Origin of the sequence: Pseudotabrizicola sp. (assembly GCF_030656345.1) — a bacterium.
Lineage (GTDB): Bacteria > Pseudomonadota > Alphaproteobacteria > Rhodobacterales > Rhodobacteraceae > Pseudotabrizicola.
This window is the reverse complement of the sequence record NZ_JAUSNR010000026.1, coordinates 14,486-27,467: the sequence shown is the minus strand read 5'-3', so window position 1 is coordinate 27,467 and position 12,982 is coordinate 14,486. Positions and strand designations below refer to the sequence as shown.

15 protein-coding genes are annotated in these 12,982 nt (G+C 64.1%); 10 read left to right on the top strand and 5 right to left on the bottom strand.

The features are described from left to right. The first annotated feature begins 4 nt into the window (after positions 1-4). The gene (locus tag Q7J44_RS15330) at positions 5-526 is read left to right on the top strand and encodes a DUF2231 domain-containing protein (RefSeq protein WP_304881346.1); all 522 of its coding nucleotides are present in this window, start codon (positions 5-7) and stop codon (positions 524-526) included. Here the strand turns inward: Q7J44_RS15330 and Q7J44_RS15325 are convergent. The 4 genes from Q7J44_RS15325 to Q7J44_RS15310 all read right to left on the bottom strand — a co-directional run bounded on the left by Q7J44_RS15325 (position 508) and on the right by Q7J44_RS15310 (position 6,570). After that, a complete protein-coding gene (locus Q7J44_RS15325; RefSeq protein WP_304881344.1) occupies positions 508-984 on the bottom strand; it encodes a CopD family protein in 477 nt (158 codons plus the stop codon). The two genes, Q7J44_RS15330 and Q7J44_RS15325, sit on opposite strands and share 19 nt — an antisense overlap. Continuing rightward, positions 981-1,745 carry a cytochrome c oxidase assembly protein gene (locus Q7J44_RS15320; RefSeq protein ID WP_304881342.1) on the bottom strand — a complete coding sequence of 255 codons (765 nt, stop codon included), beginning with the start codon at positions 1,743-1,745 and terminating at the stop codon, positions 981-983. The genes Q7J44_RS15325 and Q7J44_RS15320 overlap by 4 nt, the downstream gene beginning before the upstream one ends. A 147-nt stretch (positions 1,746-1,892) precedes the next feature. After that, on the bottom strand, positions 1,893-4,376 hold the full coding sequence (locus Q7J44_RS15315; protein WP_304881340.1) for a membrane-bound PQQ-dependent dehydrogenase, glucose/quinate/shikimate family: 2,484 nt from the start codon (positions 4,374-4,376) through the stop codon (positions 1,893-1,895). 88 nt (positions 4,377-4,464) lie between these two features. Next, entirely contained in the window at positions 4,465-6,570 is a 2,106-nt protein-coding gene (locus Q7J44_RS15310; RefSeq protein WP_304881338.1) for a catalase, read from the bottom strand. 268 nt (positions 6,571-6,838) lie between these two features. Between Q7J44_RS15310 and Q7J44_RS15305 the strand changes: the two genes are divergently transcribed. The 7 genes from Q7J44_RS15305 to Q7J44_RS15275 are packed head-to-tail and all read left to right on the top strand — an operon-like array spanning position 6,839 to position 11,488. After that, a complete protein-coding gene (locus tag Q7J44_RS15305) occupies positions 6,839-8,002 on the top strand; it encodes a glycosyltransferase family 2 protein (RefSeq protein ID WP_304881336.1) in 1,164 nt (387 codons plus the stop codon). Then, the gene (locus Q7J44_RS15300; protein WP_304881335.1) at positions 8,002-9,105 is read left to right on the top strand and encodes an acyl-CoA dehydrogenase family protein; all 1,104 of its coding nucleotides are present in this window, start codon (positions 8,002-8,004) and stop codon (positions 9,103-9,105) included. Before Q7J44_RS15305 ends, Q7J44_RS15300 begins: the two co-directional genes overlap by 1 nt. After that, positions 9,102-9,827 carry a PIG-L deacetylase family protein gene (locus Q7J44_RS15295; RefSeq protein WP_304881333.1) on the top strand — a complete coding sequence of 242 codons (726 nt, stop codon included), beginning with the start codon at positions 9,102-9,104 and terminating at the stop codon, positions 9,825-9,827. The genes Q7J44_RS15300 and Q7J44_RS15295 overlap by 4 nt, the downstream gene beginning before the upstream one ends. Positions 9,828-9,830: 3 nt before the next feature. Then, complete coding sequence (locus Q7J44_RS15290; RefSeq protein ID WP_304881331.1) at positions 9,831-10,415, top strand: SAM-dependent methyltransferase; 585 nt, start codon at positions 9,831-9,833, stop codon at positions 10,413-10,415. Further along, a complete protein-coding gene (locus Q7J44_RS15285; RefSeq protein WP_304881329.1) occupies positions 10,415-10,885 on the top strand; it encodes a nucleoside deaminase in 471 nt (156 codons plus the stop codon). The genes Q7J44_RS15290 and Q7J44_RS15285 overlap by 1 nt, the downstream gene beginning before the upstream one ends. Positions 10,886-10,887: 2 nt before the next feature. Next, positions 10,888-11,307 carry a VOC family protein gene (locus tag Q7J44_RS15280; protein WP_304881328.1) on the top strand — a complete coding sequence of 140 codons (420 nt, stop codon included), beginning with the start codon at positions 10,888-10,890 and terminating at the stop codon, positions 11,305-11,307. Between the two features lies 1 nt (position 11,308). Next, a complete protein-coding gene (locus Q7J44_RS15275; RefSeq protein ID WP_304881326.1) occupies positions 11,309-11,488 on the top strand; it encodes a DUF3008 family protein in 180 nt (59 codons plus the stop codon). Between the two features lie 23 nt (positions 11,489-11,511). Here Q7J44_RS15275 and Q7J44_RS15270 read toward each other — a convergent pair whose 3' ends face one another. Beyond that, positions 11,512-11,748: a hypothetical protein gene (locus Q7J44_RS15270; protein WP_304881325.1), complete on the bottom strand. Its 237-nt coding sequence runs from the start codon at positions 11,746-11,748 to the stop codon at positions 11,512-11,514. Between the two features lie 258 nt (positions 11,749-12,006). On the opposite strand from Q7J44_RS15270, the gene Q7J44_RS15265 reads away from it, so the two are divergent. Together Q7J44_RS15265 and Q7J44_RS15260 are read left to right on the top strand one after the other, a co-directional pair. Beyond that, complete coding sequence (locus Q7J44_RS15265; protein WP_304881323.1) at positions 12,007-12,519, top strand: sigma-70 family RNA polymerase sigma factor; 513 nt, start codon at positions 12,007-12,009, stop codon at positions 12,517-12,519. A gap of 193 nt (positions 12,520-12,712) precedes the next feature. Beyond that, the gene (locus Q7J44_RS15260; protein ID WP_304881322.1) at positions 12,713-12,955 is read left to right on the top strand and encodes a DUF378 domain-containing protein; all 243 of its coding nucleotides are present in this window, start codon (positions 12,713-12,715) and stop codon (positions 12,953-12,955) included. Positions 12,956-12,982 lie beyond the last annotated feature (27 nt).

The following is a 12,982-nucleotide window of genomic DNA, read 5'->3' as shown; positions in this document are numbered from 1 at the left end:
GCGCATGACCCAAAAACCGTCCCGCTCCCGAAAGTTCGTCGATCCCATCCAGAAGTTCGACGCGTTTAACGACGTTGAATCCACTGTCGCCATCGCCGGGCATCCGCTGCATGCGATGATGGTCGCCTTTCCCATCACCCTTGCCTTCTGCACCTTTGCCGCCGACGGGCTGTACTGGTGGACGGGCGATGCGTTCTGGCCGCGCGTGGCGCTGTGGTCTGCCGGGGTGGGTTTTGTCATCGGCGTGCTTGCCGGAGTTGTCGGCACGGTCGAGCTGCTGGCGGTGCGCGGCATCCGCGTGCGGTCGGCCAGCTGGACGCATTTCATTCTGGCGGTGATGCTGCTGTCGCTCTTGGGCGCAAACTGGGTGATCCGGCAGGGCGATGCCGAAGCCATCGTGCTGCCCTGGGGCATGCTGGTTTCCGCCATCTGTGCGGGAATGACCGCCATCACCGGATGGCACGGCGGCAAGCTGGTGTTCGACTATCAGATCGGCACGAAAGATGATCACAGGGACCCTCCCTGAGGTTCAAGTGCCAGGGCCGGCAACAGGTCGGCCAGCCAGGCCAGATCAGGCTTGGCCAGCGCCAGCCAGAGGATGACCGCAATCTGCGGGATGACCAGCGCCAGCGCGATCAGCGGCTGGGGCATCCTGTAGCGGCCGCCGGTTTCGCCGGATTTCAGGATCAGATGGCCGAGCCATGCGTGCACCAGCGCCATGCCTGCCACAAAGGCCAGCTTGATCAGCAGCCATGGGTCGTAGACATCGGCCAGAAAGATCAGCACCGTCCCCGCCGAAATCGCCACCACGGCGGCGGGCGAGGCAAAGGCGATGTAGCCATAATGGGTGATAAGCCGGTATTCGGTGAAATCGGATTGCGTCCTGGCCCGCCGGTAATGGTGCAACAGAAACGGCAGGCTGACCAGTGCCGCGCTCCAGCACAACAGGCCCGCGATATGCAGGAACTTGACCAGCGCGATCACGAGGCGAACCCCCGTGCCCAGCCGCGCGCGATAATGCGGAAGGCCAGTGCGGCAAGCGGCACAAAGCCCGGCACCCACATGATCAACCCGGCCAGTTGCTGATCGGCCAGCAGGCTGAGGCCAAACGCATCACTGCCCACCAGATGCTGCGGGTAAAGCCCGGTTGGCGCAAAGGTCAGCACCGCCCCGATCAGCCCCATGATGCCAGCCAGCCCACCGACCAGAAGCGCATCCATGAACACCCGCTCGGCCCGCGCGGCGGGCTGCAGCACCGCCGACCAGAACAGCCATGCCGGACCCAGCAGCGCGGCTTGCAGCAGCCAGTAGACACCCACACTGTTCCACGCCGCGCCATAGACCGCAGGGATGTGCCACAAGAGCAGCGCACCCGCCGTCAATGCAAAGCCGATGCCGCCAGCCGCGCGGCCCAGTGGCAGGGCGATGGCGAGGGCAGGGGCCACCACACTGATCAGTACGATGTGGTGCACCGACCGCGCTGCAAACAGCGCAACCGTCGCCGCGCACAAAGGCGACACAAAGGCGATGATCAGCCCGCCAAAGGCGATGGCAAGTGCCCCGGTATTCCTGGGGCCGGGTTCAGAATGGCGACGCATCCACAAAACCGCGACCGCCAGCGCCAGACCCAGCGACGCCAGCAGCACCGGGTCGGTATTCCACGCGGACCAAAGCCCGGCAGGCGCGACCAGTGGCCCGCAATAGGGGGTAGCATCTATCGTCTGTGACGTCAGCATCAGATCCATTTGCAGCACCACGCGACAGGGTTTCCATTGACGGGCTTGCGGGCGCTGACATCGCCCCGGCAAGCCAAGGTGCGGAACCCTGGCCCCGCACCTTTCTTAATTGGGGCAGGTCCAACCTGTTGGACCTGCCCCGTCTGCATGTAAAGCCTAGGGCAGGGCATAGGCGATGAAGTAATCGCCGATCGGCGTTTCCATGAAATTATGGCCGCCCGCATTGATGATCAGGTATTGCACCCCGTCGACCTCGTACATCGCCGGGCCAGCCTGTCCGCCTGCGGGCAGAGCGTCTTGCCACAGCACCTCGCCGGTTTCGATATCCATCGCGCGGATCAAATCATCGGTGGCCGCTGCGATGAAGATCAATCCGCTGGCGGTCACGACCGAACCGGCGTTGTTCGGCGTACCGATATCCAAAGGCAGCATTGACGGGATGCCAAAGGGGCCATTCTTGCGGGCCGTGCCAAAGGGCTTGTCCCACAACACCTGTCGGGTCGCCAGATCAATGGCCATGATGCCGCCATACGGCGGTTCCTTGCACAGCAGGCCGGTCAACGGCACCCGCCAGCCCGCATTGACCTTGATGGCAAAGGGCGTATCGGCCTGCGGGTTGATGCCATCAGGGTTGTTCTCTGCCCCCGGCTCGTCAATCGGGATGGCTCCGCGCCCGTCGGCCTCTTCCCGTGGCAACAGGCGGTTGAAGTTCGGCGTGTCGTTGTAATTGGCCACCATGATGCCGCGCACCGGATCAATCGCCACGCCACCCCAGTCCGAGCCGCCATTGTAGCCGGGATACTGGATCCAGTCGCGGTCCGCCGAAGGCGGGGTGTAGATGCCGTCGTAATTGGCCCGGCGGTACTGGATCCGGCACCAGAGCTGGTCCAGCGGGGTCATGCCCCACATATGGCGCTCTTCCAGATCGGGTTTCAGGGTGCTGGGAAAATCGACGACGAAGGGCTGTGTTGGTGACAGCCTTTCAGGTTCCACACCGCCTTGCGGCACCGGGCGCTCTTCGACTTCGACTAGCAGCTCGCCGGTTTCGCGGTTAAAGATGAAGAACATCCCCAATTTGGTCGGCAGGATCAGCGCGGGCACCGGACCGTCAGGGGTTGGAAAGTCAATCAGTGTGCCTTGCGATCCAAGGTCATAATCCCAGACATCATAATGCACGGTCTGGTAATGCCAGGCGACCTGCCCGGTTTCGACATCCAGCGCGACAAGGGCGGTCGAATACTCATTCTCGATGTCTGATCGCATACCGCCCCAGTAGTCGACAGACGGCACCCCATGCGGCAGGTAGACCAGCCCCAGATCGTTGTCCCCCGAAGCGATGGTCCAGACGTTCGGCGTGCCCCGCGTATAGGTTTCGCCTTCGGGCGGCAGGCCGGTTTCGCCGGGCCGGCCCATATCCCAGGCCCAGGCCATCTCGCCGGTTTCGGCGTCATAGCCGCGGATCACGCCAGACGGCGCATCGCGGCGCTGTCCGTCCCGGACCTGCGAATGCACCACAGCAATATTGCGAACGATGGTCGGCGGCGAGGTCGGCGCATACCAGCCCGGCACGGTGTGGCCGATGCCTTCCTCCAGGTTGACGGTGCCGCCGGTGCCGAAACCTTCACACAACAGTCCGGTACGGGTGTCCACCGCGATCAGCCGGGCATCCAGCGTGTTCATGATCACCCGCTCGGCACAGGGCTCCTCGGCGGCCAGCGTGGGAGAGGCATAATAGGCCAGACCACGACAGGTGGCGTTATAGGGGATCGCATCGGTCGGCACCTGCGGATCATAGCGCCAGTTTTCCAGCCCGGTGCGCGCATCAAGCGCGATGACCTTGTTCATCGCCGAACAGATCAGCACCTGATCGCCGATCTTGAGCGGAGTGTTCTGGTTGGAATAGCGATGATCTTCCTCAGGCATATCGCCGGTGCGGAACTCCCACACCCGGCGCAATTCGGTCACGTTCTGCGGGGTGATCTGATCCAGCGGGGAATAGCGTGTCGCGTGATGGGTGCCGCCATAGGCCGGCCAGTCGGCCCCGGCCTCGGGCATCGCGAAATTGATGGGCTCTGCCCCGGCGGGTTCGGAGGCGGCGGTCTGGTCTGCCGGGGTTTCTGGTTCTGGCGCTGCCGGTTCCGGTGCAGTCGGGGCGTCGGGTGTGACGGGGGTCGGCGCAGTGTCCTGCGCCTGCGCAATATGCCCGGATGGACCACCCAAAGCGGCCATCGCACCCAGCAAAGCCGCAACGGAAAGGACTCCCCGCTGTTGCGGGGAGCCAAGACGCCGTAGTGCCGGAATGGCCGCCAGCACCAACAGCAGGATCACGGTCGGGGCGACAAGCCGGGGCACCTGTGCCCACCAGTTGAACCCGGCTTCCCAGAACGCCCAGATCACGGTGCCGACAAAGGTCAGCAGATACAGCCAGACCGCCGCCATGGTCCTGTTGAACAGGCCATAGGCGGTTGCCAGCAACCCTGCGCCAGCAAACGCGTAGTACCACGACCCGCCCAGCGTTATCAGCCAGATGCCCCCTGCAAATATCGGCAACCCAAAGATCACCAGCACAACGGCAAGGACTGTAACCGCAATTGATGCGGCACGGTTTCGGCGAGGCAGAACGGGGGAGGGGTGGCGCATCAGACAGCTCCGCTGGACAGGATTATCAGTCCGTCAACCAGCATGTCGGGAAAACGTTCCCCTTTCCGTGCAGCGGAACTGTGTTTTTTTACATAGCCAGCGTCGCCTCGCGCTTCCAGAACCGCAGATCGGCGCAGGCCTCGACAAAGTCCACAATGGCGTCGCCAGAGGTCAGGGAAAAATACCCGTCGTCCAGCTTGGTGGTCAGTCCGCAGGCCTTGACCAGATCATTTGCCTGATCCAGCGCGATGAACTTGCAATGCGCGTGGGCGTCGCGCAGGAAATCCTGCGCCGAGGGGTTCATCGCGACGGTTGCCGCAGTGTCGGGCCCCAGCAGGATCGCCACCGCATCGAACAACACCGAAGGCCCGCCGCCGATCTTTTCATCCGCCGGGTGCAGGGTGCCGCCGCTGTCGGTCGCGCCGCCAATGGACGGGGCCACGATCTTCATCATCGCCCCGGCATCGGCAATCGCCAAGGAAAGACTGGCCAAAGCCGCCGCATCAACCCCGTCAGACATCAGAACGCCCACCGTGCGCCCGGCAAAGCTGAGCGGCCCGTTTTTCAGGATGCTCAGCGCGTCAGAGGGCACCAGATCGGTGCGGGTCGGCACCATGGTCGGCGCGGGTTCGGGCAGGGCCGCCAGCCCCAACCCTTGCGCCACCCCGGCCGCCAGATCACTGTCGATGTGGCGCAGATGGGCGACGATGCGGATGCGGATATCTTCGACCACGCATTTCGACAGCTCGAAGATCAGGGCGTTGCGGATATGGCCCTGTTCGATCTCGGTCTGGCTGGTGTAGAACAACCGCGCCTGACTGTAGTGGTCGGCAAAGCTTTCAGGCCGCAGCCGCCGCTTTTCGCCCTCATCGCGGGCTACAAAGCTGACATAGCCCTCCAGCGGATGCGCGCGTGGCCCTTCACCCCAGCCATTGGGTTCGTAATTGACCCGGCCCTTGCGGTTGGCGGTCTGCATATGGCCGTCCTGCTGGTAATTGCTGACCGGGCAGCCGCGCGGCGCATTGATCGGCAGTTTGGTGAAGTTCGGGCCGCCAAGCCGCTTCAGCTGCGTGTCGAGATAAGAAAAATTGCGGCCCTGCAGCAGCGGGTCATTGGTAAAGTCGATGCCCGGAATAACGTTCTGGGTGCAGAACGCCACCTGCTCGGTTTCGGCAAAGAAGTTGTCGACCAGCCGGTCGAGCGTCAGGGTGCCGATGATCTCCACCGGGCATTCTTCTTCGGGGATGATCTTGGTCGGGTCCAGCACATCGAAGTCAAAGCTGTCGGCAAAATCCTGATCGAACATCTGCACACCCAGATCCCATTCCGGCAGATCACCGGCCTCGATCGCCTCCCACAGATCGCGGCGGTGGCGGTCTGGGTCGGCCCCGTTGATCTTGACCGCTTCGTCCCACAGCACCGACTGCAGGCCCTGACGCGGTTTCCAGTGGAATTTGACAAAGGTAGACTCGCCGGCCCCGTTCACAAAGCGGAAGGTGTGGACGCCAAAGCCTTCCATCGTGCGGAACGACTTCGGAATCGTGCGGTCCGACATCTGCCACATGATCATGTGCATCGATTCCGGCGTCAGCGAGATGAAATCCCAGAAGTTGTCATGCGCCGATTGCGCCTGTGGAAAGCCCCGGTCAGGCGCGGGTTTGACGGCATGGACAAGGTCGGGAAATTTGATCGCATCCTGAATGAAGAACACCGGGATGTTGTTGCCGACCAGATCCCAGTTGCCTTCGTCGGTGTAGAACTTCACGGCAAAGCCCCGCACATCGCGCGCCAGATCTGCCGATCCCTTGGACCCGGCCACGGTCGAGAACCGCACGAAGGTTTCCGTGATCTTGCCCTCGGTCTGGAACGGGGCCGCGCGGGTGATCTCGGGGATGGCATGGGTGCATTCGAAGATGCCGTGAATGCCAAAGCCGCGTGCGTGGACCACGCGTTCCGGAATGCGTTCGTGGTCAAAGTGAAAGATCTTTTCGCGCAGGGCAAAATCTTCCAGCAGGGTCGGGCCGGTCGGGCCAGTGCGCAGCGAATTCTGGTTGTCGGCAATCACCACGCCCTGGGCCGTGGTCAGCCGCGCGTCACCGTCGCCGGCATGCTGGTGAAATTCGCCACCCGCGCCAACATCAGACACCAGCGCGCTGAACGCGCCCTTTGCGGGGCCGGATTTGTCTTTTTTCATGGGAAACTCTCTCCTTGGTCGGATGAAGGCTGTGCTGTCTGTCCGGTCCGAAAACCGCGGACAGGGGTTTGTCCGGCGTTCAAACTCGCCAGATACCGGAATGTTCCGCCGCTGATCCGCGCATCACACGCCTTCGGGCAGGCACAGTGGGGCAGCCGCAGTGGGGCATGCAATGTCGCGGAAAATCAGCGTGGAACAAAACTGCAGCTTTGCCGGTTCACCAGCCCACTGCCGCCCAACCCCCCGCGCCAGAGGAGAGTTCGTTGCCATGACATGGACCTTGCGCCCGACCCGCACCGTCATCACCGCACTCGGACCCTCTGGCCCCCTTGATGCGGCGGTCGTCATACCGGCGCGCAATGAACAGCGGCGCATCACGGCCTGTCTTGATGCGCTGGCGGTCGCGGTTCACGGCGTGCGGCCCCTGAGGATCGGGGTGGTTGTGGTGGTTAACAACAGCAATGACGGCACCTGTGACAAGGTCCTGGCCTGGGCCATGGCGCATCCCGCCATCGCGGTGCAGGTGATGGACTGCGACCTGCGTGGCTGCGATGCCCATGCCGGTGCGGCGCGGCGTCTGGGGCTTGACCTTGCGATCCGGCGGCTGGATCGCAGGGGCATCCTGCTGACCACGGATGCCGACAGCCGGGTGCGCCCGGACTGGATCACGGCCAACCTGCGCGAACTGGCCCATGCCGACCTGATCTGCGGGGCCTTCGCGGCGGATCAGGTGGAGGCAAAGTCCTTGCCCGCCGCCGTTGCAATGCATTGCCATACCGAGACCGCCTATATGTCAGTTGCGGTCAGGCTGGCTGCGCTGCTGGACCCGATGCCGCATGATCCTGACCCGCCGCATCTGAACGCCTCGGGGGCCAGCCTTGCCTTCACCCGTCAGCTTTACGAGACGGTCGGCGGCATGCCCGCAATCGGGATGAGCGAGGACCGCGCCTTTGCCGCGCTGGCCGAACGCCACGATTTCCGGCTGCGGCATTGCACCAGCGTGATGGTCGACACCTCATGCCGGATGACCGGCCGCACCTCGGGCGGCATGGCGGGGGCGCTGCGCGAACGCGCGGTCGAGGCTGACCCGCAGGTCGATCAATGGCTGGAACCGGCGGCCACCTTTGTAAAGCGCTATCAGATGCGCGGGCGTCTGCGCGCGGTCTGGCCGGAGCCGATAGCGCTGCGGGCCCGCCTTGCCACAGCACTCGGGCTGGCCGAGGCCGCAGGGCTGATGGCGGACCCGCTGCCGTCGACATTCGGGGCCTTTCTGGAGCGGATCGAAACGCGCGCAAAGGCGCTGGCCCGTGTGCGTCTGCGCATCAGCGATTGCCGGGCCGAACTGCCAAAGCTCGAAGAGCAATACCGCGCGTTTTCTCAGCCGTCCCGGGCCGAGGCAGACCAAAGACAGCAAAGGCGGCGCGCGCAGTGATGGCACAGGAAAAATTGTCGTTCGCCGATCCGTTCGCCGATGCGCTGACAGCGGTGGCGTCGCGCGCAGGTGCGGCCGACCGGGGCGAGATCACGCTGGCCGCCGATCTGGCCTGTTTGCACGACAGCGGTCTGCTGATGCAGGTGGTGTGCGATTGCCTGCCGGATGGCAATGTGCTGGCCGGGGCGACGATGTTGCGCCGGATCGGCCGCGCCAGCCTGTCGGTGGGCCGCATTGTCGAAGGCCATGTGAATGCGCTGCGCCTGATCCAGCTGTACGGCACATCGGTGCAGCGCCAACAGGCGATGGTGGCCGCCCGCGGCCCGGCGAAAGACCACGGTCCCACGGTTTTCGGCGTCTGGGGGGCAGACGGAAAGCCCCCGGTACGGGTCGCCGACATGGACACGGCAACGGCAACGCTGTCCGGGGCAAAGCAGTTCTGTTCCGGCATCGGGCTGGTGTCGCGCGCGGTGATCCCAGTCACCACCTGCGACGGGGTGCAGCTTTTCCTTGCCGATGTTGATGAAGCAGCGCGCGGGGATGTCTCTGGCTGGACGGTCAGCGGTATGCGGGCCACCGCGTCGGGCCGCTATGACCTGACCGGGGTGGGCGCGCAAACGCTGGGCGACCCTGATGACTACCTGCGCGAGCCGCATTTCGAAGGAGGCATCTGGCGCTATTGCGCGGTGCAATGCGGTGGGCTGGAGGCGCTGGCCGAACAGGCCTGCCAGCATATCATCGCGCGCGGCCAGTCAGAAGATCCGCACCAGCGCGCAAGATTTGCCCGGCTGGTCGCCCATGCCCATACCGCGCGGCTGTGGGTGGACGCATCGTGCAAGCGGGTCGAACAGGGGTGGCAGGCGACAGGCGTGCCGCAGGTGCTACTGGCGCGCGAGGCGGTCGAACAGGCCTGTCAGGCCGGGATCGCGCTGACGGAACGGATCATGGGCACGGCGGCGTTCAATGCCGAGTCCGATGCCGACCGGATTCGCCGCGACCTTGGCTTTTTCCTGCGTCAGGCCAATCTGGACAGCAAGCTGGACAAGGCGGCCGAAGCGCTGCTTGCCCCCGGCACCGCGTTGATGAGCGAGGCCTTTTCGTGACGCCGCTGCTGCTGGCCGCCCGGACCGCGCCATGGGTCACGCTGGACGCGGTGTCGGGCGGCGGCGATGTCGTGCTGCTGGCCCCGCATCCTGATGACGAAACGCTTGGCTGCGGCGGCGCGATTGCGGCCCTGGTGGACGCGGGGCGGCGGGTGCAGGTGGTGGTGATGACCGATGGCTGCCAGTCGCACCCAAGGTCGCGCAGCCACCCGCCCGAAGCACTGCGCCGCCTGCGCGCGCAAGAGGTGACGCAGGCGCTGCACCTTCTGACCAAGGGGCGCGACCCGGGTCCGGTGCTGCTGGACTATCCCGACAGCCCGCCCTCGGGCGGCGATATCGACTTTGCCGGCGCGGTCGAACGTGTGCTGCCGCTGATCACCGACACCACCACCGCGCTGTGGACAACATGGGCCGGCGACCCGCACCCCGACCACGGCCGCACCGCGCGGGTTGCGGACCGTATCGCGCAGCTTCGCCCCGGTCTTGCGCTCTGGTCTTATCCGGTCTGGGGTCGCTTTGCCGAATGCCTGCCGGACCTTGACGGCACCCGCCTTGCAAGGCTGGACGTGCGCACCTGGCAGGACCGCAAGGCCAAAGCCGTGGCCGCCCATGCGTCGCAGATGACAGGCCTGATTGCCGATGATCCGGGCGGGTTCCGGATGACCGACAGCCTGCAGCAGCATTTCATCACAACCCCCGAACTTTTCCTGCAAAAAGGCTAAGCCATGTCAAAGGCATCTGAACATTTCGACAGTCTGTATCGCGCGGCCTCCGATCCTTGGGGATATCAGACCAGCGACTACGAACGGCGCAAATACGACGCAACGCTGGCCGCGCTGACCCGCCCGCGCTATGCCTGTGCGCTTGAGGCCGGGTGTTCCATCGGCGTGCTCAGCGCCCGTCTGGCGGCGCGCAGCGATCAGTTGCTGGCGCTGGATTTTTCACCGCTCGCGGTCGTGGGGGCAGCGCAGCGTCTGGCTGCATTTCCGCAGGCACGGGCGCTGCGTGCGACGCTGCCGCAGGACTGGCCACAGGGGCAATATGACCTGATCATGTTGTCGGAAATCATCTACTATCTGGCACCTGATGAGATTGATACCATGGCGCAGCGTGTCGCGCGCGATGCGACGGAGGGGGGCGAAGTTGTGCTGGTCCACTGGCAGGGCGAGACGCAGACCGAGATCAGCGCGAATGACGCGCGTGACCGCTTTTGCGCGGCACTGGCCCGGCAGCGCCCGTTCCGCGACATCGTTCACCGGACCGGCGGGTCTTATGATCACCGCACGCTTTTGCTGGGGCAGCGGAACTGATGACCCGTCCCGACACCCCCACGCCTGAGGAAACCAGCGCGCTGCGTGATGCCATTGACCGCGCTTTGGCCGCGCGCCACGAAAGCGGCAAGGCTGGTATCGCCGCCGCCGTGCTCCACAAGGGCCAGACCATCGCGACCGCCGAAAACGAGGTCCAGTTGCAATCCGATCCGACGCGGCACGCCGAAATGGTGGCGATCACCCGCGCCGCCGCCAGCCTTGGCAGCACCGACCTGTCGGGCTGCGTGATGATCTCGACGCTGCAACCGTGTGAGATGTGCCTTGCGGCCCTGCGCTTTGCGGGCATCCGCCGGGTGATCTTTGCGGCGACCCAAGACCGTGTCGCGGCAAAGTATTTCGTGTTCCCCCACCTGCGGATCAGTGATTTTCAGGCGGACGGGACCTTCACCGCCATCGGCGGCATCGACGAAGACCGGGTGCTGCCGCTTTATGAGACCGGAGAGGAATAGCCATGCCACCCGCCCTGACCGCCATTCTGGAAACTGCGCTTTACGTCGATGACATGGACCGCGCGGCCGAATTTTACGAACAGATCATCGGCCTGCCGGTCCTGCACGCCGAAGCCCGGATGCGCGCCTATGATGTGCGCGGGCGCAGCGTGCTTTTGTTGTTCCTGCGCGGCGGCACCACAGAGCCTGTGCGCACCAAAAGCGGCCTGATCCCCGCGCATGATGCGTCGGGCCAGATCCACATGGCCTTTGCCATCCCGCCCGATCAGCTGGAACCATGGCGCGACCACCTGACGGCTCATGGCATTGAAATTGAGGGCACTTCTGACTGGCAGCGCGGTGGGCACAGCCTGTATTTCCGCGACCCCGACGGCAATATGCTGGAGGTCGCAACCACCCCCGGACTGTGGAAAGGATTCTGAGATGCCTGCAAAATCAAAAGCACAGCAAAAGGCCGCCGGCGCCGCGCTTGCTGCCAAGCGCGGCGATGCGGATGTGAAAAGTCTCAAAGGGGCATCGCGCGAGATGCATGAAGACATGACCGAGAGGGAGCTGAAGGATTTCGCCTCCACCCCGCGCAAGGACCTGCCGTCAAAGAAGTAAACCTGACACAGAGCCCGCAGCGGTTAGGACACGGCCTGCATCGGCGGGATGATTTCATCCGGCGGGGTCTGGATCGGCTCGGGTGGCAGATCGGGCTGCGGGTCTTGCACCGGATCGGCATAGGGGTCCGGGTCCGGGCCCCGATCGGGCTGGGGTGGTTCGGGAAAATCCGGCGGCAGATCATTGGGCAGACCCGGGGTCGGCGGATTGATCGGCTCTGGTGTCGGTTCGCCGGGGGCGCGCGGGGCAGAGGGGGACATGCTGAGTTCCTTTTGTGCCGCGGATCTGTCGGGCGTTCGGGCCCATCCGCCTGAGGATCAAGCCGCAACCACCGCTTATGTTCCGCAAAACCTGCGGTGTCGCCGGATCGTGATGACGTGTCGCGGGCAAGCATCATGGCGGAATACCTGAAAAACCCCATAAAACCTGCCAATCTTCCGCAGTGAAGAGGGAACGCGGATGACAGATCCCGCGTTAACCATGGCGTCCCTGTAACGCCGGAATGGAGACTGTCTTCAATGCGTGACACGCTTGCCTCTACTGTTGCGGATGACGTTGTTCAGTTGATCCCGTCGCTGCGGGCCTATTCCCGCGCGCTGATCCGTCATTCGGACGAGGCGGATGATCTGGTGCAGGAAACCCTTGTCAAAGCGATTGCCAACGTGAACAGGTTTGAGCCGGGCACCAATCTGCGCGCCTGGCTGTTCACCATCATGCGCAACACGTTTTATACCAGCATCCAGAAACGGGTGCGCGAAAGCCCGGCGGCGGCGGATTGCGCCTCGGTGCAGGCGGTGACGCTGCCGGACAACGCGTCCTACATCGAAGGGCAGCGCATCATGGCCGCGATCAAGGCCTTGCCCGAACATCACCGCGAAATTCTGGTTCTGGTCGTGGTGTTGGGCGAAAGTTATGAAGACGCCGCTGTGATCTGCAATTGCGCTGTCGGCACCATCAAAAGCCGGGTCAACCGGGCGCGCAAGATGATCATCGACCAGATTGGCGTCGGCGATTTTCACGAGATCCTGTAGGCCGCACGTCGGGACACAACCCTCCGGGTCCGGCGCAACCTATGCGCGTGTGGCCGCACGGATGTTTGCCGCACTGTCTGCTTGCGTCAGGCAGATGGGTCACAGCGCAGGTGCCAGAGAAAACCGTTTCATTTCCTTGGGAACAATCCCCGAAATCTTCAGTTGTCGGTCTGTTGTCACAGGAGAAAACCACATGCGAAACCTTGATGTCATTACTCAGATCCTCATCATCGTCGGCGGCCTGAACTGGCTTTTGGTCGGGCTGTTCCAGTTCGACCTTGTCGCCGCGATCTTCGGGGGGCAGGCAGCGCCGCTGGCACGGATCGTCTATGTGCTGGTGGGTCTTTCGGCCATCTGGCAGCTGGTCCGCTTCAGCACCTTTCTTTCGGCCTCGGCGGCTGTCGGGTCGTCCCGTCCGCCCGTGAACCGGCCCTGACACGGCACCTTATCCCGGGCGCGGGGC